The sequence below is a fragment of the Klebsiella sp. GG_Kp173 genome (assembly GCF_040062415.1).
In the GTDB taxonomy this organism is placed as follows: Bacteria; Pseudomonadota; Gammaproteobacteria; order Enterobacterales; family Enterobacteriaceae; genus Klebsiella; species Klebsiella quasipneumoniae.
In genome coordinates, this window is sequence record NZ_JBEAFZ010000032.1 from 1 (window position 1) to 19374 (window position 19374).

The following is a 19374-nucleotide window of genomic DNA, read 5'->3' on the forward strand; positions in this document are numbered from 1 at the left end:
AACTCGCGACCCCGACCTTGGCAAGGTCGTGCTCTACCAACTGAGCTATTCCCGCTTAATCTTCGGCTTTCGCCCCCGCGTCTGCGAGATGAAATCCTTTGATCAGGATGGTGCTTTCAAATTTTGGAGCGGGAAACGAGACTCGAACTCGCGACCCCGACCTTGGCAAGGTCGTGCTCTACCAACTGAGCTATTCCCGCGTTACTGCATTTTTTGCCATATTTTGATGGCGCCGTAATTTGCATTTCTGCGTCGTTACGGGAGGCGCATTATACGAGAATTCGATGCCCCTGCAACCCCCTGTTCATCACTTTTTTGCGTTTTTTGTTTAAATGGATATTTTCTCGCCACCTACGCTGCTGAATTGTATAAATAAGCGTCATTTCGGGCAAAATCGCTTTTTCCGCCCGCCTGAATGACGCAAAATCGCTCGCATCATACCGCGGTGGCGCGACGTAAAACGAGGCCACCACGCCGCCAAACAGGGAATTAGCATGAGAAAAGTCCTCACCGTCCTGCTGCTGAGCACGCTGGCTATCGGAACCGCGTCAGCCGAGACGCTCCATTTTGGCACCAGCACGGCCAATCCGCCGTTTGTCACTGCCAACGGCAAGAATCAGCCTGTCGGCTTCGATATCGATCTTGCCCAAGCCCTGTGCCAGCAGATGCAGGCGCAGTGCCAGTTCACAGCGCAGCGTTTCGATACGCTGATCCCGGCTTTACGCTTCAAGAAATTTGACGCGGTGATTGCCGGCATGGAAGTGATCCCGATGCGTGAGAAGCAGGTCGCCTTCAGCCGCCCCTATCGCCAGGCGCTCTCCGGGGTGGTGATCGTCAACAAAGATGTCGCCCATACCTTTGCCGACCTGAAAGCCAAAAAAGTCGGCGTGGTGAAAGGCACACTGCATCAGCACTATCTGCGTGATAAACAGAAAGCCGTACAGGCTGTTCCTTACGACGATGTCGCCAGCGCCCTGGCGGCGCTGAAAGCCGGGCAAATAACCGGCGTTATGGGCGACTTCGCCACCCTCGACGCCTGGCAGCAAGAGAACCCTGACTACGCCATCATGGATGAACGGGCCACCGACCCGGCCTATTACGGTAAGCAGTATGCGATTGCGGTGCGCAAAGACGATCCGGAGCTGCTGAATGCGATCAACGATGCCCTGACCGCGGTCATGGCGACGCCTGACTTCCAGCAGATGCAGCAGAAGTGGTTTAAATAACGCAGAAAGGTGTACCGGGCCGCGCACAGGGCCCGGTCGCGGTTTACAGCTTGATGAAATGCTCGCGGTAGTAAGCCAGCTCGGCGACTGACTCGCGGATATCGTCCATCGCCTGGTGGGTACCCTGCTTTTTAAAGCCGTCGAGAATTTCCGGCTTCCAGCGGCGCGCCAGCTCTTTCAGCGTGCTAACGTCCAGATAGCGATAGTGGAAATAGGCTTCCAGTTGCGGCATGTACTTAAACAGGAAGCGACGATCCTGGCCGATGCTGTTGCCGCAGATCGGCGATTTACCCGCCGGCACCCACTGCTTAAGAAACTCAATGGTCACCAGTTCGGCGTCGTGCTCGCTGACGGCGCTGGCCTTCACGCGATCCACCAGCCCGCTGCCGGTATGCGTCCGCACATTCCACTCGTCCATCAGCGCCAGCTGGGCATCCGATTGATGCACCGCGATGGTCGGCCCCTCGGCCAGAATGTTCAGGTTGGCATCGGTCACCAGGGTGGCGATTTCGATAATGCGATCGCGCTCTGGATCCAGCCCTGTCATCTCAAGATCGATCCAAATGAGGTTGTTTTCATTTGCACTCATGCTATTTTCCACCCTTCTTGCGTGACTATATTCATCTAAAATAGCGTGTATCATAGAGGTTTTGCCCCATCAGGGCGACCAGGAGCCAGTTCGATTGAGTAAAAATAAACTCTCCAAAGGCCAGCAGCGCCGCGTCAAAGCCAACCACCAGCGCCGTCTGAAAACCACTGCGGAGAAGGCCGACTACGATGACAACCTGTTTGGCGACCCGTCGGAAGGCATTGTCATCAGTCGCTTTGGCATGCATGCCGACGTCGAATCCGCTGACGGCAGCGTGCATCGCTGCAATATCCGCCGGACGATCCGTTCGCTGGTCACCGGCGACCGTGTGGTCTGGCGGCCGGGTAAAGACGCTGCCGACGGCGTAAGCGTCAAAGGGATCGTCGAAGCGGTTCACGATCGCGCCTCCGTCCTGACGCGTCCGGATTTTTACGACGGCGTGAAGCCTATCGCCGCCAATATCGACCAGATCGTGGTGGTTTCCGCGATCCTGCCTGAGCTATCGCTGAATATTATCGATCGCTATCTGGTGGCCTGCGAGGCGCAGGATATCGAGCCGTTAATCGTCCTGAACAAAATCGATCTGCTGGATGACGATGGCCTGCGCTTCGTCAATGAACAAATGGACATCTACCGCCACATCGGTTACCGCGTGCTGCTGGTCTCCAGCCGTACTCAGGACGGCCTCAAGCCGCTGGAAGCGGCCCTGACCGACCGCATCAGCATCTTCGCCGGGCAGTCCGGGGTGGGTAAATCGAGCCTGCTGAACGCCCTGCTGGGGCTGAATGAGGATCAGATCCTCACCAATGATGTCTCGGACGTTTCCGGCTTAGGCCAGCACACCACCACCGCGGCGCGCCTCTACCACTTCCCGCACGGCGGTGATGTGATTGATTCACCGGGAGTACGTGAGTTCGGCCTGTGGCATCTGGAAGCGGAACAAATCACCAACGGCTTTGTCGAATTCCATGATTATTTAGGCCGTTGCAAATATCGCGACTGTAAACACGATACCGATCCTGGCTGTGCGCTTCGTGAAGCGGTAGAGAACGGCAAGATCGCCGAGAGCCGTTTCGAGAACTACCACCGCATCCTGGAAAGCATGGCGCAGGTACAGGTAAAAACGCGTAAAAACTTTTCCTCGTCCGATGACTGACCATTAAGCTGAGCGTCACGTCAGGCGCTGCCGGGCAGCGGTGATGACGCAGCTTACGCGGATGCCATTTGACGAGTTTTACGTATAGAATCGTCCCCCTTTTTTCAGGTCCCCGCCCGCGGGCGGGGTCAGGAACGACATATCATGGCCTGGAGGCTACTTTGTTAAACGATCTTAAACTTTCACTGCAATACATTCTGCCTAAACTGTGGCTCACCCGCCTCGCAGGCTGGGGTGCGAGCAAACGCGCAGGTTGGCTGACGAAGCTGGTCATCGATCTGTTCGTGAAATACTACAAGGTCGATATGAAAGAGGCGCAGAAGCCGGATACCGCGGCCTATCGTACCTTCAACGATTTCTTTGTACGCCCGCTGCGCGACGACGTTCGCCCGCTGAATACCGATCCTAACGTGCTGGTGATGCCGGCCGACGGCGTAATCAGCCAGCTTGGCGCGATTGAAGACGACAAAATCCTGCAGGCCAAGGGCCACAACTACAGCCTGGAAGCCCTGCTGGCCGGCAACTATCAGATGGCCGACCTGTTCCGTAACGGCAGCTTCGCCACCACCTATCTGTCGCCGCGCGACTATCACCGCGTGCACATGCCGTGCAACGGCATCCTGCGCGAAATGATCTACGTTCCTGGCGACCTGTTCTCCGTTAACCATCTGACGGCGCAGAACGTGCCGAACCTGTTCGCCCGTAACGAGCGCGTCATCTGCCTGTTTGATACTGAGTTTGGTCCGATGGCGCAAATTCTGGTGGGCGCGACTATCGTCGGCAGCATCGAGACCGTGTGGTCCGGCACCGTGACCCCGCCGCGCGAAGGCATTATTAAACGCTGGACCTGGCCCGCTGGCGACAGCGAAGGCTCCGTCGCCCTGCTGAAAGGCCAGGAGATGGGCCGCTTTAAACTGGGCTCCACCGTGATCAACCTGTTTGCCCCGGGCCAGGTGAAGCTGGTCGACACGCTGCAAAGCCTGTCCGTGACTAAAATCGGCCAACCGCTGGCGACAACGGTGGAAGCAACCGCCGCCGCTGAACCGGCGCCGTTACCGGAAGAAGAGATCCGCGCCGAACATCGCGCCAGCCCGCTGGTTGACGATAAACAAGACCAAGGTTAATTCTTCAGCAAAAGGGTTATGCCGTGCGCCTGATATACACTTTCCTGTTGGCCTTGAGCCTCAGTTTCGGGGCGTACGCTGCGACAGCCCCGGATGCTAAACAGATAACCCAGGAACTGGAACAGGCGAAGGCGGCAAAGCCCGCCCAGCCTGAAACCGTTGAAGTTCTGCAGTCCGCGCTGAACGCGCTTGAGGAACAAAAATCGTCCCTCGAGCGCGCCCGTCAGTATCAGGACGTTATCGACAATTTCCCCAAACTGTTTCAAAGCCTGCGCGCCCAGCTCAACAATCTGAGCGAAGAGCCGCGCCAGGTGCCAGTCGGCCTGACCGCCGATGCGCTGAACCAGGAGATCCTCCAGGTCAGCAGCCAGCTGCTGGAGTCAAGCCGTCAGGCGCAACAGGAGCAGGATCGCGCGCGTGAAATCGCCGACTCCCTGAACCAGCTGCCGCAGCAGCAAACCGACGCCCGGCGTCAGCTCAATGAGGTTGAGCGCCGCATCGGCACGCAAACCGGCAACAATGCTCTCGCCCAAGCGCAAAATCTTGCCCTGCAGGCGGAATCGGCGCGCCTGAAGGCGCTGGTGGATGAACTCGACCTCGCCCAGCTCTCCGCCAATAACCGCCAGGAGCTGTCGCGCGCCCGTTCTGAACTGGCGCAAAAGCAGAGCGAGCAGCTGGATGCCTATCTGCAGGCGCTGCGTAATCTGCAGAATAGCCAGCGCCAGCGGGAGGCGGAAAAAGCGCTGGAAAGTACCGAACTGCTGGCGGAGAACAGTGAAAACCTGCCGCCGGACATCACCGCCCAGTTTAAAGTCAACCGTGAGCTCTCCCAGGCGCTGAACCAACAGGCGCAGCGTATGGATCTGGTGGCGTCCCAGCAGCGGCAGGCGACGAATCAAACGCTGCAGGTGCGCCAGGCATTAAACACCCTGCGCGAGCAGTCGCAGTGGCTGGGCTCCTCCAATCTGCTGGGCGAAGCCCTGCGCGCCCAAGTGGCGCGGCTGCCGGAGCGCCCTCGCCCGCAGCAGCTGGATACGGAAATGGCGCAGCTGCGCGTGCAGCGTCTGCGCTTTGAGGATTTACTCAGTAAGCAGCCGCAGCTGCGGCAGATCCGCCAGGCCGACGGTGAACCGCTGACCAGCGAGCAGAACAAGATCCTGCAGGCGCAGCTGCGCACGCAGAACGAGCTGTTGAACTCGCTGCTGCGCGGCGGCGATACCCTGATGCTCGAGCTCACCAAGCTGAAGGTCGCCAACGGCCAGCTGGAAGACGCGCTGAAGGAGATCAACGAAGCCACCCACCGCTATCTGTTCTGGACTTCGGACGTCAGCCCCATCGGCTTCTCCTGGCCGCTGGAAATCGTCCAGGATCTGCGGCGCCTGATTTCCCTGGATACCATCAGCGAACTGGGTAAAGCCAGCGCGATGATGCTCACCAGCAAAGAGACCCTGCTACCGCTGTTTGCCGCCCTGCTGCTGGTTGGCTTCAGCATCAGCTCGCGGCGCCATTTCACCCGCTTCCTTGAGCGCTCCAGCGCTCGGGTGGGGAAAGTCACCCAGGATCACTTCTGGCTGACGCTGCGTACGGTCTTCTGGTCGATACTGGTGGCTTCGCCGCTGCCGGTGCTATGGATGACGCTCGGCTATGGTCTGCAGTCCGCCTGGCCATTCCCGCTGGCGGTGGCGATTGGCGATGGGGTCACCGCCACGGTGCCTCTGCTGTGGGTGGTGATGATCTGCGCCACCTTCGCCCGGCCAAACGGACTGTTTATCGCCCACTTCGGCTGGCCACGTAGCCGAGTGGCGAAAGCGATGCGCTACTACCTGATGAGCATCGGGCTGATTGTGCCGCTGATTATGGCGCTGATCATGTTCGATAATCTTAACGACCGCGAGTTCTCCGCTTCGCTGGGCCGCCTGTGCTTCCTGCTGATCTGCGGCGCGCTGGCGGTGGTCACTCTGAGTCTTAAGCACGCCGGTATCCCGCTCTATCTGGATAAAGAGGGGAATGGCGACAATATGGTGAACCGCCTGCTGTGGAACCTGATGCTTGGCGCGCCGCTGGTGGCCATGCTGGCGGCGGCCGTCGGCTATCTCGCCACCGCCCAGGCGCTGCTGGCGCGTCTGGAAACCTCCGTCGCCATCTGGTTCCTGCTGCTGGTGGTCTATCACATTATCCGCCGCTGGATGCTGATCCAGCGCCGCCGGCTGGCCTTCGACCGGGCCCGCCATCGTCGCGCGGAAATTCTCGCCCAGCGCGCCCGCGGCGAAGATGAGCCTGTTCACGTCAGCAGCCCGGAAGGGTCGGTGGAGACGGAGGTCAGCGAGGTCGATCTCGATGCTATCAGTACCCAGTCGCTGCGCCTCGTGCGTTCCCTGCTGATGCTGATCGCGCTGCTGTCGGTCATCGTGCTGTGGTCGGAAATTCACTCGGCGTTTGGCTTCCTTGAGAATATCTCGCTGTGGGACGTCACCTCAACGGTACAAGGAGTGGAAAGCCTCGAGCCCATCACCCTTGGCGCGGTGCTGATTGCCATTCTGGTGCTGATCATCACCACTCAGCTGGTGCGCAACCTGCCGGCGCTGCTGGAGCTGGCGATCCTCCAGCACCTCGATTTAACGCCCGGCACCGGCTACGCCATCACCACCATCACCAAGTATCTGCTGATGCTGGTCGGTGGACTGGTGGGCTTCTCGATGATCGGCATTGAGTGGTCGAAGCTGCAGTGGCTGGTCGCCGCACTGGGTGTGGGTCTCGGGTTTGGCCTGCAGGAGATCTTCGCTAACTTTATCTCCGGCCTGATTATTCTGTTTGAGAAACCGATCCGCATCGGCGATACGGTCACCATCCGCGATCTGACGGGCAGCGTTACCCGCATCAATACCCGCGCCACCACCATCAGCGACTGGGACCGGAAAGAGATTATCGTGCCGAATAAGGCGTTCATCACCGAGCAGTTTATCAACTGGTCGCTATCGGACTCGGTCACCCGCGTGGTGCTGACGGTGCCGGCGCCTGTGGACGCCGATACCGAAGAGGTCACGAAAATTCTCATCGCCGCGGCGCATCGCTGCTCGCTGGTCATCGATACCCCGGCGCCGGAGGCGTTTCTCGTCGACCTGCAGCAGGGGATCCAGATTTTCGAGCTGCGTATTTTTGCCGCCGAGATGGGGCACCGCATGCCGCTGCGCCATGAGATGCATCAGCTGATCCTGGCGGGCTTCCGCGAGCATGGCATTGATATGCCGTTCCCTCCGTTCCAGATGCGTCTGGAAAGTATTGACGGCAGGCAAAGCAGTAAAACCATGACCTCGGCCGGAAAAACCAGCCGACGTACGGCTGGCAGCCTTTAAGCCATAGCCTGCCCGGCGGCACTGCCGGGCAGGTTCTTTAACTCTCCATCACCAGCGCGCCGGACGCCAGGCGCCGACGGTAGCTTTCGTAAATTCCCCACGCCAGCAGCGAGAAGAAGATCGGCCCGCCGACCATCCACAGCGTGCTGCTCCAGTCCCCGCTGTCGATGACCGGCTGAATGATGGTGAAGATATTGGCGAAGGTCACCATCAGCAACACCACGCCGGTCGCCAACAGCGTCGCCTGGCCTCATAAAACGAGCGCGGATAGTAGCAAGAGCACCGAAGGAGATTGTGGATATTCGGGCGAAAGCCGGGATAGCATGAGGGAGGGGGAATCAGGGCAGACCTGTCACCTCCCCCGCCCACTGGCGGCAGGAGGTGACAGCGCCATCAGGCGCGGTCGACCGTAAAGGCGATCACCTCGCCGATGCTTTCAGCGCCCAGCGCCAGCATCACCACGCGATCAACGCCCAATGCCACGCCGGAGCAGTCCGGCAGCCCCGCCTCCAGCGCCGCCAGCAGGTTGTTATCGATGGGCTGCTGCGGGAGACCGCGCGCGGCACGCTTGCGGTTGTCCTGCTCAAAGCGCAGGCGCTGCTCATGGGCGTCGGTCAGCTCGTGGAAACCATTTGCCAGCTCAATCCCTTTGTAATAGACCTCGAAGCGCTCCGCGACCCGATGATCTTCCGGGCTGATCTGCGCTAAAGAGGCCTGAGTCGCCGGGAAATGATAAATGAACGTCGGCCGATCTTTGCCGATGTGCGGCTCCACGCCCATGGTGAACAACAGTTGCAGCAGCGTGTCGCGATCTTCTTCAGTATCGGCGATATTGCTCAGATCCAGCTTCGCCGCGACTTCGCGCAGCTGCGCTTTATCGGCAGAGAGCGGGTCAATATCCAGATGACGCTGGAACGCCTGCTGATAGGAGAGGCTTTCCGCCGGCTGGCACTCCAGCACCTGCTGCAGCAGATCGTCCACCTCGTTGATCAGGCGATACATGTCATAGCACGGACGATACCACTCCAGCATGGTGAATTCCGGATTGTGATGACGCCCCATTTCTTCATTACGGAAGCTACGGCACAGTTGGAAGACCGGGCCACAGCCCGCCGCCAGCAGGCGCTTCATATGGTATTCCGGACTGGTCATCAGGTACAGATTGAGTCCCTGTGAGTGGCCCGGGCCGACGAAACGGGTTTCAAACGGGAACAAATGGATATCCGTTACCGTCGCCTGACTCATGCAAGGCGTCTCCACCTCCAGCACGCCGCGATCGGTAAAGAAACGGCGGATTTCCGCCATCATCGCCGCGCGTTTCAACAGATTGGGAATGGGTGCGCTCGGCTGCCAGGTTGCCGTCTCGCTCATGGTACTTTCTCCGATTGCAAACAAGGGCACGAAGTCTACTCGCAACCGGCGAGTGAAACAAATTTTGTGCAATCCCCGGCAGATTACATGCCATTAATCTATCGTTAACTTAAATGCATAAATATCACTGATAAATAACCGCACATATCGATAAAAAAATCGAACACGTCAATTTTCCATACTGACCCTACGGCTATACTCCTGTACCTATAAAGGAGCAGTGATACTTTTTCGCCAGCCCGGCGGCGAAATACACTAAAACTGGAGGAATGTCGTGCAAACTTTTCAAGCCGATCTCGCCGTAATTGGCGCCGGTGGTGCAGGCCTTCGCGCCGCTATCGCCGCCGCCCAGGCCAACCCCAATGCCAAAATCGCCCTGATTTCTAAAGTCTATCCTATGCGCAGCCACACGGTCGCAGCAGAAGGGGGGTCAGCAGCCGTTGCCCAGGATCACGATAGCTTTGAGTACCATTTTCACGACACCGTCGCCGGAGGTGACTGGCTTTGCGAACAGGATGTCGTCGACTATTTCGTTCATCACTGCCCGACGGAAATGACCCAGTTGGAACAGTGGGGATGCCCGTGGAGCCGCCGCCCTGACGGCAGCGTTAACGTCCGGCGCTTCGGTGGCATGAAGATCGAACGCACCTGGTTTGCCGCCGATAAAACCGGCTTCCACATGCTGCATACCCTCTTCCAGACCTCCCTTCAGTTTCCCCAAATTCAACGCTTTGATGAACATTTTGTCCTTGATCTGCTGGTCGATGATGGCCAGGCCCGCGGCCTGGTGGCGATGAATATGATGGAAGGCACCCTGGTGCAGATCCGCGCCAACGCGGTAGTGCTGGCTACCGGCGGCGCTGGGCGCGTCTACCGCTATAACACCAACGGCGGCATCGTTACCGGTGACGGGATGGGTATGGCGCTGGGCCACGGCGTGCCGCTGCGCGATATGGAATTCGTGCAGTATCACCCGACCGGCCTGCCGGGCTCCGGGATCCTGATGACCGAAGGCTGCCGCGGCGAAGGCGGGATCCTGGTCAACAAAAACGGCTATCGCTATCTGCAGGATTACGGCATGGGCCCGGAAACCCCGCTCGGCGAACCGAAGAACAAATATATGGAGCTGGGCCCACGCGACAAAGTGTCCCAGGCCTTCTGGCACGAATGGCGGAAGGGGAACACCATTCCAACGCCGCGCGGCGACGTGGTCTACCTCGATCTGCGCCACCTCGGCGAGAAAAAACTGCTGGAGCGTCTGCCGTTTATCTGTGAGCTGGCGAAAGCCTACGTCGGCGTCGACCCGGTGAAAGAACCGATTCCGGTACGCCCGACCGCGCACTACACCATGGGCGGCATCGAAACCGATCAACAGTGCGAAACCCGCATCAAAGGGCTGTTTGCCGTGGGCGAATGCTCGTCCGTTGGTCTGCACGGCGCCAACCGCCTGGGCTCCAACTCGCTGGCCGAGCTGGTGGTCTTCGGCCGCCTGGCCGGGGAACAGGCCATGCAGCGCGCCGCCCAGGCGGGCGAGGCGAACGGCTCCGCCCTCGATGCGCAGGCTGCCGATGTGGAGCGTCGTCTGAAAGATCTCGTCAACCAGGAGGGTAACGAAAACTGGGCGAAAATCCGCGACGAAATGGGGCTGTCGATGGAGGAAGGCTGCGGCATCTATCGCACGCCAGAGCTGATGCAGAAAACTATCGACAAGCTGGCTGAGCTGCAGGAGCGCTTTAAGCGCGTGCGCATTACCGACAACTCCAGCGTATTCAACACCGATCTGCTTTACACCATTGAGCTGGGGCATGGTTTAAACGTTGCCGAATGTATGGCGCACTCGGCCCTCGCCCGTAAAGAATCGCGCGGTGCGCACCAGCGTCTGGATAAAGGCTGTACCGAACGCGACGACGTCAACTTCCTCAAACATACGCTCGCCTTCCGCGAGGCCGATGGCACCACCCGCCTGGAATATGGCGATGTGAAGATCACCACGCTGCCGCCGGCGAAACGTGTCTATGGCGCTGAAGCGGAAGCGGCTGAGAAGAAGGAGACCACCCATGGCTGAGATGAAAAACCTGAAAGTCGAAGTGGTGCGTTACAACCCGGAGGTCGACACTGCACCGCACAGCGCATTCTATGACGTGCCTTACGATGAACAGACCTCGCTGTTGGACGCGCTGGGCTACATTAAAGACAACCTGGCGCCCGACCTGAGCTACCGCTGGTCCTGCCGAATGGCAATCTGCGGCTCCTGCGGCATGATGGTCAATAAGGTGCCGAAGCTGGCCTGTAAAACCTTCCTGCGGGATTACACCAAAGGCATCAAGGTTGAGGCGCTGGCCAACTTCCCGATCGAGCGCGATCTGGTGGTGGATATGACCCACTTTATCGAAAGTCTGGAGGCCATTAAGCCGTATATCATTGGTAATAACCGCACTCCGGACCAGGGACCAAACAAGCAGACGCCAGCCCAGATGGCCAAATATCATCAGTTCTCCGGTTGTATCAACTGCGGGCTGTGCTATGCCGCCTGTCCGCAGTTCGGCCTGAACCCGGAGTTTATCGGCCCGGCGGCGATCACCCTCGCCCACCGCTATAACGAAGACAGCCGCGACCACGGCAAAAAGGAACGCATGGCGCAGCTTAACGGCCAGAACGGCGTCTGGACCTGTACTTTCGTGGGCTACTGCTCGGAAGTCTGTCCGAAGCACGTCGACCCGGCGGCCGCGATCCAGCAGGGCAAGGTGGAAAGTTCGAAAGACTTTCTTATCGCCACCCTGAAACCACGCTAAGGAGTGCATTATGACGACGAAACGCAAACCCTACGTCCGGCCGATGACCTCCACCTGGTGGAAAAAGCTGCCATTTTATCGCTTCTACATGGTGCGGGAAGGTACGGCAGTACCGACGGTATGGTTCAGCATTGTGCTGATTTACGGGCTGTTTGCCCTCAAGCACGGCGCTGAAAGCTGGGCGGGATATATCGGATTCCTGCAAAATCCTGTGGTAGTGATCCTTAACCTGATCACCCTGGCGGCAGCGCTGCTGCACACCAAAACCTGGTTCGAGCTGGCGCCAAAAGCCGCCAACATCATCATCAAAGGCGAAAAAATGGGGCCAGAGCCAGTCATTAAAGGGCTCTGGGTGGTGACAGCGGTGGTCACCGTAGTGATCCTGTTTGTCGCCCTGTTCTGGTAAGGAGGCTGAGATGATTAATCCCAATCCAAAACGTTCCGATGAACCCGTATTCTGGGGGCTGTTTGGCGCAGGCGGCATGTGGGGCGCGATTGTCGCGCCGGTGATGGTGTTGCTGGTGGGCATCTTGCTACCGCTGGGGCTCGCCCCGGCCGACGCCTTCAGCTATGAGCGCGTACTGGCCTTTGCCCAAAGCTTCATCGGCCGCGCGTTCATCTTTCTGATGATAGTCCTGCCGCTGTGGTGTGGGCTGCATCGTATTCACCACGCCATGCACGACCTGAAAATCCATGTGCCAAACGGTAAGTGGGTCTTCTACGGTCTGGCGGCGATCCTCAGCGTCATCACTCTCGTTGGCGTACTGTTTATCTGATCCTGCAAGGGCCCGGCAGCAATTCTGCTACCGGGCTCGCTTCATAGAAAAATCTTGCCGCCTTTTCCCTGCCGGACTCTACACTTAGCTTAAAAGCCAGCAAGGAGCATACCATGCGTATCCTGCCGATAATCACCGTGGTCGCCGTCTCGTTCCTGTCTGTCGCCTGCAGCACCCCAGCCCCGCCGCCGGGCGTCACCGTGGTCAGCCCCTTCGACGTTCAGCGCTATCTGGGCACCTGGTACGAAATCGCCCGCTTCGACCATCCTTTTGAAAGCGGGCTGGAAAAGGTCACCATCACCTGGCAGTCGCGCGATGACGGCGGTCTGGACGTGGTGAATAAAGGCTATAACCCCGACCGCCACATGTGGCAGAAAACGGACGGGGTGGCGTATTTTACCGGCGAGCCCAGCCGCGCCGCGCTGAAGATCTCCTTCTTCGGCCCCTTCTATGGCAGCTATAACGTGATTGCGCTGGATAAGGAGTATCGTTACGCGCTGGTCTGCGGCCCCGATCGCGACTATCTGTGGCTGCTGGCGCGAGCCCCCACCATCGCCCCGCAAGTCAGGCAGCAGATGCTGGATATTGCCACCCAGCAAGGTTTTGATATCAGCAAACTGGTCTGGGTCAATCAGCGCTACAACTAGTGCGCGCTGATCTTCAGGCCAATAATACCGACTACGATGCAGGCGAGGCTGGCGATACGCATGGCGCTGGCCGATTCACCTAACAGTACGATACCGGTCACAGCGGCGCCCACGGCGCCGATCCCTGTCCAGACGGCGTAAGCGGTACCCACCGGCAGGGTTTTCATCGCCCATGAGAGCAGCGCCATGCTGACGACCATCGCTACGATGGTGATGACGCTGGGAACCAGGCGGCTAAAGCCATGGGTATATTTCAGGCCGACGGCCCACACCACTTCGAGCAGGCCAGCGATAAATAAGACTATCCAGGACATAAGGCTCCTTTGCTGGGGCCGTCCCCGGATGAGAAACGCTTACGGGTCGTCCCGTAAGGTGGATGAAAAGTTGTAGTGAGTATATCCAACAGAATAGGGGAAGTGAAGAACGGTACGGCGCAAAACCGTACCGTCGAAGGCTGTTATTGCTGAGCTTTGGTTGCTGCGCCAGAGATTGCGCTGCCGCCTTCTGAAATATCCTGACCCACACCGCGCGTGGTGTTACAAGCGGTCAGTGCTGAAGAGAGGGCCAAAACCGTAAAGAACGCTGCAATCGTTTTTTTCACCATAATGTCATCCTTAGTGTCAGTTTTGTTTTCATGCCCTATAAGCATAGACAAATCATCCACAAATGAAGGGATCTTTGCGTTTTTTAAGAGAAAAGGAGTATCGCAGAAGGAGGAGCGCACCAGATTCGCGCTGCAGTTAGAACGGAAGTTAGCTCACGGCATGCGAGATGGCGTGGCCCAGGCCCTGTATATCTTCACCGAAACCGCGTGCGGTATTGCAGCCAGACAGCAGCGCGCTGCTCAGAAACAGTAACACCAGGAGTTTTACGCTACGCTTCATGTGTCGTGTTCGTCGAGCTTTTACAAAAAGTGCGGCGCAGCACAATGGCTGCGCCAGTCATCATGACGTGATGATTACTTCACGCGGGATACATATTCGCCAGAGCGAGTATCCACTTTGATCACTTCGCCAATCTGGACGAACAGCGGCACTTTAACCACGGCGCCAGTAGACAGCGTCGCTGGTTTACCACCGGTACCCGCGGTGTCGCCTTTCAGACCTGGGTCGGTATCAACGATTTCCAGTTCAACGAAGTTCGGCGGGGTGACCGCGATCGGCTGGCCGTTCCACAGGGTCACGATGCACTCAGCCTGATCCAGCAGCCATTTGGCATTGTCACCGATCGCTTTCGCATCAGCAGACAGCTGTTCGAAGGTTTCGTTGTTCATGAAGTGCCAGAACTCACCGTCGTTGTACAGGTAAGTCAGGTTCATATCGACAACATCCGCGCCTTCTGCGGAATCAGTAGATTTGAAGGTTTTCTCAACGCGGGTGCCGGTCAGCAGGCGGCGCAGCTTAACGCGCGCAAACGCCTGGCCTTTACCTGGTTTAACGAATTCGCTGGCTTCTACCGCATAAGGTTCGCCATCTAACATGATTTTAAGACCAGCACGAAAATCGTTGCTATAGTAAGTCGCCATAAGGCCCTCTGAAATTGTTTAACTGGTAGCTAAGCCACAAAATGGCGCATATTGTAACCCTAAATACCCCATCCAGAGAAGATTGGATAACGCAACTTGCCAATGTTGTGACCAGTCCTGATGAACTGCTGCGTCTTTTAAATGTAGACGCTGATGAAAAACTGCTGGCCGGACGTGAGGCCAGACGCCTGTTCCCGCTGCGCGTCCCACGCGCGTTTATCGCCCGTATGGAGAAAGGCAACCCCGACGATCCGCTTCTTCGTCAGGTACTTACCGCCGAAGAGGAGTTTATCGTTGCCCCCGGCTACTCCACCGATCCGCTGGAAGAACAGCACAGCGTCGTACCCGGTCTGTTGCACAAATATCGCAATCGGGCGCTGCTGCTGGTGAAAGGCGGGTGTGCGGTCAATTGTCGTTATTGCTTCCGTCGCCACTTCCCTTATGCCGAAAATCAGGGCACCAGGCGCAACTGGCAGACGGCGATGAACTATATCGCAGAGCATCCGCAGCTGGATGAAATCATCTTCTCCGGCGGCGATCCGCTAATGGCGAAGGACCATGAGCTTGACTGGCTGATGACCCAGCTGGAAGCCATTCCGCACGTTAAACGTCTGCGTATTCATAGCCGCTTACCGATCGTTATCCCGGCGCGCATCACCGAGACGCTGGTCAGCCGCTTTCAGCATTCATCGCTGCAGGTGATCCTGGTTAACCACGTCAACCACGCCCATGAAATTGACGATGAGTTTCGCACGGCGATGGCCATGCTGCGTCAGGCTGGCGTCACGCTGCTCAACCAGAGCGTGCTACTGCGCGGGGTGAACGACAACGCGCAAACGCTGGCCGACCTCAGCAATGCGCTGTTCGATGCAGGGGTAATGCCCTACTACCTGCACGTACTGGACCGGGTGCAGGGGGCGGCACACTTTATGGTTAACGATGATGAAGCCCGTGAAATTATGCGTGAACTATTGACCCTCATCTCTGGATATATGGTGCCGAAGCTGGCGCGAGAGATCGGCGGCGAACCCAGCAAGACGCCGCTGGATTTGGGACTGAAGCAGCGTTAATCACCACGCTCCTTGTCTGCCAGCGGGGCCTGGCAGACATCCTGATGTGAAGACAGCGTCAGGAAGGAATTGAGATAAAGAGCAAGTTGCCCTGCCGTTGCCTTATAAACATTCCATAACTGCGGGGCGCTATCGGTGTAGCCTCACCAACACGATAATATTGATGACTATCATCACCACAATTAACGCGATTAGCCATATAGGCATTTTAAAGTGAACATGTAATCGTTCGGATGCTTTCCCTGTGTCTTCTACATTATTTTTTCGCAAATCAACATCTTTATTTGAGACACTCTCCGGCAGTGGAATACTTAATTTAAGGTTAGATGTATCCCTGTCACTGGAAATAATATCCCCTCCATTATTACCCGAATAATTCATTAATGTTATCCGGTTCATATTCTCACACTCTTCATCAGACAGGGGGATGATCATAGTATCTGGGGCGACGCTAAAGCCTTTTTGCCGAACAGTGATAATGATATCCTCAGACAGCCCAGCTCTGACCAGCGATTTTCTCAGCAAAGAGATATTTTGATAGAACGTATTCTGTGATACCACTACGCCCCGTGTTTCCCATACGGACGCCAGAAATTCATCTCGTGAAATCACTTTTCCTTTATTCTGCAAAAGCAACAGCAAACATCTGGCAGTTGGCGCATTAAGGCTGACACACTCTCCATTCCCGGTAAGCGACCGCAGCTCATTCATATTAGCATTAAATATAATCTCCTGATTAATTATACACCCATTAAATAACAAAGCGTCGTCCATATCCTTGCCCCACGTCATCCTATTATCCATAATAAAATTTAATTAATTCAGCCCACCAGGTTCATGAACGTTATCACTTCAGACGGAAGTGGATTCAGTTCACATTCATTGCCAATGCACAGAATACATCAGATTGAAAGACAAGCGATAGTTATCTTGTTTAGTTGCCACATTTTCAGATTAAATTCATCACATTTGGAACCACACTCACAACAAATAAAGTGAACACTAAATTCAAGAGTATTTCATAAAGAATTCACAAGCATTTTTTGCACCACAAATTTAAATTATCCCCGCTTTCCCATGGTTCGCTATGGCAAGTGATATTGTAGCGTCGTTCAACAGGAAGATAGGTTTCAGCACTATATAAAGGAACGCTGGCACTTATTTTCGATATCAATAGAAATGCATACTCCATTCTTCTGATAACTGTTATCGATTCTACAGGGACTAAGTATCTATATATGGATTAATTAAATGAAAAAGACAATCGTAGCTGTAATGGTCGCTGCATCTGCAGTTCTGAGCGCTCAGGCTTTCGCGGCTGGTAACAGTTCTCAACTGACAATTCTCGGCAACGTAACCGACACTGGTGAATCCTGTAACGTGACTCCTGCAGCGCAGATCCAGGGCGGCGCGTTAACTCTGGATGATATTAAAGCTTCAGTTCTGGACGGCCAGGCCGTTAACTCTCCGTACATGGCGCTGGCTAAAGATATCGAATATAAAATCGAAGACTGCCAGAAAGGTGCAACCGATTATACCGGCAACCTGAACGTCACCGTTACTGGCGACTACATCAGCGGCCAGGATAATATTCTGACAAACACCGCAGTTAACCCGGCAACCAATGCAGCTGTAACGGTAGTGAATACCGACGGTTCACGCGTTAGCTTCACCGGTACTACCGCAAAAACTATCGCTTATACCGCAGGTACTCCGTCTTTTATGCGCTATAAAGCAGCATATGTTAAAACTGCAAACGGCGTAACCGATGGTGCAGTTAAAGGTGTAGCTACCTTTACTATCACCTATTAATACCTAATGGGGCTTGCCGTCTATGGCACGCCCCATTCTTTTTATTCAGGGAATGAATTATGCTCAAGTCATTATTTAAAATAGTGGCCGTTATTTCTCTTTCCGCAAGCTTTACCGCTCACAGTGGAGTTGTCGTTGATTCTACCCGTCACCTTTATAAAGAAGGCACGCGAGAAATCAGCGCTAATCTGGAAAACAAAGACAATATCCCATACCTGGTCAAATCATGGGTTGAACCGCGCGAAGGGAGCACTAGCTCTTTTTTTATGGTGACACCGCCGCTGTTTCGCCTTGAGGCCAAGCAGAAAAACACTGTCCGCATTTTTCCCAATGCCAACATCATTAATGCACCAAAAGACAGAGAGTCCGTTTATTATTTTAACGTAATGTCTATTCCACCAACCAGCGATGCGGATAGCGATAAAAACAGAATCCAGCTAGCGGTACGGCACAGAATGCGTCTGATCTATCGCCCTTCATCCATACAAGATCTTTCAATAAACCAGGAAGCTAAAAAACTGGAATGGAAAAAAGTCAATAACAAAATTACGGTTAAAAATACAACTCCGTTTTTTATCTATTTTAAATCTATCAAAATTAATGGCGTAGAGCTGAGCGGTTTTATCAACAACATTGATGCCTTTGCGACGAAAGAATTTTCGCTACCAGCTGGCGCAAATGGTTCTCAAGTAGAGTGGAAGATCGCAACCGATAATGGGGGCACGGGGTCTGCCTACTCCGTATCTATTTAATTTCTATTTTTTGATAGGCCAGGGTGAAAAGTATGTCTATTTTAATAAAAAAAAGGAATGATGTTTTTTCTGGTGTGTCCCGCACTTTTTTCGTTCTTGTACCTGCGCTAGCCCTTGGTTTTAGCAACAATACCTTGGCTCGTGATTTTTTTGATCCTGACTTTATCAAATCAGTGGGTCAAAGCGATCCTTCCTCGATACCCGATTTATCTCTATATGCAACAAAAGACGCGCAGGCACCAGGAAAATATCGTATTGATGTTATTTTAAACAATAACTTACAAGAAACCACTGACGTACGTTTTGTCGAAAGAAAAGAGCCTGCAACCGGTGATTTGAAGTTAGTACCATGTTTAAGTATTGCTACATTAAAAACTTACGGATTAAGAGTAGAGGCGTTTCCCAATTTAACAGAAGATGCTGATGGCTGTGCAAATACCAGAGTGATACCGAACTTCAAAACAGATTTTAACTTCAATACTCAACAGTTATTAATCTCTATACCTCAGGCTGCGCTCTCAACCATTGCGCAAGGTTTCGTTCCCCCTGAAGAGTATGATGAAGGTATTAACGCACTACTAACCAACTATCAATTCAGTTCAGGAAAAGATTATGAGGCCGATAATGAATATTATAACCTCAACCTGCAGTCAGGTTTAAACATTGGGCCCTGGCGTCTTCGTAATTTGAGTACCTGGAATAAATCAGCAGGCACGAAAAGCGACTGGGATTCAGTTTATCTGTATGCTCAACGCAGCATTGTTCCTTTAAAAAGCACGCTGGTCATAGGAGAAAGCTCCTCCCTGTCGAGTATTTTTGATAGCGTGCCTTTCACGGGGATTCAGCTCGCCACGGACGAGGATATGATCCCGGAAAGCCTGCGCGGCTTCGCGCCCATTGTGCGCGGTATCGCCAGAACTAACGCCCGTGTCGTTATCAAGCAGAATGGTTATCAGATTTACCAGGCTTTTGTCGCTCCAGGAGCCTTTGAAATAACCGATCTCTACTCTACCGGCGGTAACGGCGATCTGTACGTTACCGTTGAAGAAGCCGACGGTTCGCGCCAAAACTTTGTTGTACCATACGCTTCCCTGCCTCTGATGCTCAGAGAGGGCCAGATGGAGTATAGACTGACCCCCTGAATCTTCAGACAACCAATATCACTTAAATAAGTGATAGTC

At 55.2% G+C, this 19374-nt stretch carries 19 protein-coding genes, 1 tRNA gene and 2 pseudogenes; 13 read left to right on the top strand and 9 right to left on the bottom strand.

What is annotated here, in order from left to right; all coding sequences use genetic code 11:
• Positions 1 to 124 precede the first annotated feature (124 nt).
• Positions 125 to 200, bottom strand: a tRNA-Gly gene (locus tag ABLU50_RS14865).
• Positions 201 to 494: 294 nt separating this feature from the next.
• On the opposite strand from ABLU50_RS14865, the gene ABLU50_RS14870 reads away from it, so the two are divergent.
• Complete coding sequence (locus ABLU50_RS14870; protein ID WP_004206436.1) at positions 495 to 1226, top strand: transporter substrate-binding domain-containing protein; 732 nt, start codon at positions 495 to 497, stop codon at positions 1224 to 1226.
• A gap of 43 nt (positions 1227 to 1269) precedes the next feature.
• Here the strand turns inward: ABLU50_RS14870 and orn are convergent, their stop codons facing one another.
• The gene (orn, locus tag ABLU50_RS14875; protein WP_087832249.1) at positions 1270 to 1815 is read right to left on the bottom strand and encodes an oligoribonuclease; all 546 of its coding nucleotides are present in this window, start codon (positions 1813 to 1815) and stop codon (positions 1270 to 1272) included.
• 94 nt (positions 1816 to 1909) lie between these two features.
• On the opposite strand from orn, the gene rsgA reads away from it, so the two are divergent.
• The 3 genes from rsgA to mscM all read left to right on the top strand — a co-directional run bounded on the left by rsgA (position 1910) and on the right by mscM (position 7448).
• Positions 1910 to 2971, top strand: coding sequence for a small ribosomal subunit biogenesis GTPase RsgA (rsgA, locus tag ABLU50_RS14880; RefSeq protein WP_017900927.1), 1062 nt, complete (start codon positions 1910 to 1912; stop codon positions 2969 to 2971).
• Between the two features lie 161 nt (positions 2972 to 3132).
• Positions 3133 to 4095: an archaetidylserine decarboxylase gene (gene asd / locus ABLU50_RS14885; protein ID WP_023319554.1), complete on the top strand. Its 963-nt coding sequence runs from the start codon at positions 3133 to 3135 to the stop codon at positions 4093 to 4095.
• 23 nt (positions 4096 to 4118) lie between these two features.
• The gene (gene mscM / locus ABLU50_RS14890) at positions 4119 to 7448 is read left to right on the top strand and encodes a miniconductance mechanosensitive channel MscM (RefSeq protein WP_023319553.1); all 3330 of its coding nucleotides are present in this window, start codon (positions 4119 to 4121) and stop codon (positions 7446 to 7448) included.
• A gap of 37 nt (positions 7449 to 7485) precedes the next feature.
• On the opposite strand, the pseudogene ABLU50_RS14895 reads toward mscM, so the two are convergent.
• Positions 7486 to 7692, bottom strand: a pseudogene (locus ABLU50_RS14895) (glutamate/gamma-aminobutyrate family transporter YjeM); the annotation flags it as partial.
• A gap of 149 nt (positions 7693 to 7841) precedes the next feature.
• Entirely contained in the window at positions 7842 to 8819 is a 978-nt protein-coding gene (gene epmA / locus ABLU50_RS14900) for an elongation factor P--(R)-beta-lysine ligase (protein ID WP_060656850.1), read from the bottom strand.
• Between the two features lie 274 nt (positions 8820 to 9093).
• Here epmA and frdA point away from each other — a divergent pair, with 274 nt between their 5' ends.
• The 5 genes from frdA to ABLU50_RS14925 all read left to right on the top strand — a co-directional run bounded on the left by frdA (position 9094) and on the right by ABLU50_RS14925 (position 13034).
• Positions 9094 to 10884, top strand: a complete 1791-nt coding sequence (gene frdA, locus ABLU50_RS14905) for a fumarate reductase (quinol) flavoprotein subunit (RefSeq protein WP_057212433.1) — start codon at positions 9094 to 9096, stop codon at positions 10882 to 10884.
• Positions 10877 to 11611, top strand: coding sequence for a fumarate reductase iron-sulfur protein (frdB, locus tag ABLU50_RS14910; RefSeq protein ID WP_004177729.1), 735 nt, complete (start codon positions 10877 to 10879; stop codon positions 11609 to 11611). Before frdA ends, frdB begins: the two co-directional genes overlap by 8 nt.
• 10 nt (positions 11612 to 11621) lie before the next feature.
• Positions 11622 to 12017 carry a fumarate reductase subunit FrdC gene (gene frdC / locus ABLU50_RS14915; RefSeq protein ID WP_057212435.1) on the top strand — a complete coding sequence of 132 codons (396 nt, stop codon included), beginning with the start codon at positions 11622 to 11624 and terminating at the stop codon, positions 12015 to 12017.
• A 10-nt stretch (positions 12018 to 12027) separates the two neighbouring features.
• A complete protein-coding gene (gene frdD, locus ABLU50_RS14920) occupies positions 12028 to 12387 on the top strand; it encodes a fumarate reductase subunit FrdD (RefSeq protein ID WP_002885526.1) in 360 nt (119 codons plus the stop codon).
• 113 nt (positions 12388 to 12500) lie between these two features.
• Positions 12501 to 13034 (top strand): lipocalin family protein, encoded by a 534-nt coding sequence (locus ABLU50_RS14925; RefSeq protein WP_060656849.1) that lies wholly within the window; start codon positions 12501 to 12503, stop codon positions 13032 to 13034.
• Here the strand turns inward: ABLU50_RS14925 and sugE are convergent.
• The 4 genes from sugE to efp form a co-directional block, all read right to left on the bottom strand.
• The gene (gene sugE, locus ABLU50_RS14930) at positions 13031 to 13348 is read right to left on the bottom strand and encodes a quaternary ammonium compound efflux SMR transporter SugE (RefSeq protein WP_008807209.1); all 318 of its coding nucleotides are present in this window, start codon (positions 13346 to 13348) and stop codon (positions 13031 to 13033) included. The two genes, ABLU50_RS14925 and sugE, sit on opposite strands and share 4 nt — an antisense overlap.
• 143 nt (positions 13349 to 13491) lie before the next feature.
• A complete protein-coding gene (gene ecnB, locus ABLU50_RS14935; RefSeq protein ID WP_032431291.1) occupies positions 13492 to 13638 on the bottom strand; it encodes a lipoprotein toxin entericidin B in 147 nt (48 codons plus the stop codon).
• Between the two features lie 148 nt (positions 13639 to 13786).
• Complete coding sequence (locus ABLU50_RS14940; protein ID WP_023319548.1) at positions 13787 to 13918, bottom strand: entericidin A/B family lipoprotein; 132 nt, start codon at positions 13916 to 13918, stop codon at positions 13787 to 13789.
• Positions 13919 to 13992: 74 nt separating this feature from the next.
• Positions 13993 to 14559, bottom strand: coding sequence for an elongation factor P (gene efp / locus ABLU50_RS14945; RefSeq protein ID WP_023319547.1), 567 nt, complete (start codon positions 14557 to 14559; stop codon positions 13993 to 13995).
• A 41-nt stretch (positions 14560 to 14600) separates the two neighbouring features.
• Here efp and epmB point away from each other — a divergent pair, with 41 nt between their 5' ends.
• On the top strand, positions 14601 to 15629 hold the full coding sequence (gene epmB / locus ABLU50_RS14950) for an EF-P beta-lysylation protein EpmB (RefSeq protein ID WP_057212438.1): 1029 nt from the start codon (positions 14601 to 14603) through the stop codon (positions 15627 to 15629).
• 129 nt (positions 15630 to 15758) lie between these two features.
• On the opposite strand, the gene ABLU50_RS14955 is transcribed toward epmB, so the two are convergent.
• Positions 15759 to 16403, bottom strand: coding sequence for a winged helix-turn-helix domain-containing protein (locus ABLU50_RS14955; protein WP_060656904.1), 645 nt, complete (start codon positions 16401 to 16403; stop codon positions 15759 to 15761).
• A gap of 477 nt (positions 16404 to 16880) precedes the next feature.
• On the opposite strand from ABLU50_RS14955, the gene ABLU50_RS14960 reads away from it, so the two are divergent.
• From ABLU50_RS14960 to ABLU50_RS14970, 3 genes and pseudogenes are all read left to right on the top strand, one after another.
• Positions 16881 to 17441, top strand: a complete 561-nt coding sequence (locus ABLU50_RS14960) for a type 1 fimbrial protein (RefSeq protein WP_057212440.1) — start codon at positions 16881 to 16883, stop codon at positions 17439 to 17441.
• Positions 17442 to 17500: 59 nt separating this feature from the next.
• Positions 17501 to 18193, top strand: coding sequence for a molecular chaperone (locus tag ABLU50_RS14965; RefSeq protein ID WP_057212442.1), 693 nt, complete (start codon positions 17501 to 17503; stop codon positions 18191 to 18193).
• Positions 18194 to 18225: 32 nt separating this feature from the next.
• Positions 18226 to 19329 (top strand): annotated as a pseudogene (locus tag ABLU50_RS14970) (fimbria/pilus outer membrane usher protein); the annotation flags it as partial.
• Positions 19330 to 19374 lie beyond the last annotated feature (45 nt).

What these genes read in the sequence shown, in the direction of transcription:
- ABLU50_RS14955 (WP_060656904.1), bottom strand. Translation starts at nt 16,403, where the DNA reads ATGGACGACGCTTTGTTATTTAATGGGTGTATAATTAATCAGGAGATT.
- efp (WP_023319547.1), bottom strand. Translation starts at nt 14,559, where the DNA reads ATGGCGACTTACTATAGCAACGATTTTCGTGCTGGTCTTAAAATCATG.
- ABLU50_RS14965 (WP_057212442.1), top strand. Translation starts at nt 17,501, where the DNA reads ATGCTCAAGTCATTATTTAAAATAGTGGCCGTTATTTCTCTTTCCGCA.
- frdB (WP_004177729.1), top strand. Translation starts at nt 10,877, where the DNA reads ATGGCTGAGATGAAAAACCTGAAAGTCGAAGTGGTGCGTTACAACCCG.
- frdD (WP_002885526.1), top strand. Translation starts at nt 12,028, where the DNA reads ATGATTAATCCCAATCCAAAACGTTCCGATGAACCCGTATTCTGGGGG.
- sugE (WP_008807209.1), bottom strand. Translation starts at nt 13,348, where the DNA reads ATGTCCTGGATAGTCTTATTTATCGCTGGCCTGCTCGAAGTGGTGTGG.
- ABLU50_RS14960 (WP_057212440.1), top strand. Translation starts at nt 16,881, where the DNA reads ATGAAAAAGACAATCGTAGCTGTAATGGTCGCTGCATCTGCAGTTCTG.
- epmA (WP_060656850.1), bottom strand. Translation starts at nt 8,819, where the DNA reads ATGAGCGAGACGGCAACCTGGCAGCCGAGCGCACCCATTCCCAATCTG.
- orn (WP_087832249.1), bottom strand. Translation starts at nt 1,815, where the DNA reads ATGAGTGCAAATGAAAACAACCTCATTTGGATCGATCTTGAGATGACA.
- frdC (WP_057212435.1), top strand. Translation starts at nt 11,622, where the DNA reads ATGACGACGAAACGCAAACCCTACGTCCGGCCGATGACCTCCACCTGG.
- ABLU50_RS14925 (WP_060656849.1), top strand. Translation starts at nt 12,501, where the DNA reads ATGCGTATCCTGCCGATAATCACCGTGGTCGCCGTCTCGTTCCTGTCT.
- ABLU50_RS14870 (WP_004206436.1), top strand. Translation starts at nt 495, where the DNA reads ATGAGAAAAGTCCTCACCGTCCTGCTGCTGAGCACGCTGGCTATCGGA.
- ABLU50_RS14940 (WP_023319548.1), bottom strand. Translation starts at nt 13,918, where the DNA reads ATGAAGCGTAGCGTAAAACTCCTGGTGTTACTGTTTCTGAGCAGCGCG.
- epmB (WP_057212438.1), top strand. Translation starts at nt 14,601, where the DNA reads ATGGCGCATATTGTAACCCTAAATACCCCATCCAGAGAAGATTGGATA.
- ecnB (WP_032431291.1), bottom strand. Translation starts at nt 13,638, where the DNA reads ATGGTGAAAAAAACGATTGCAGCGTTCTTTACGGTTTTGGCCCTCTCT.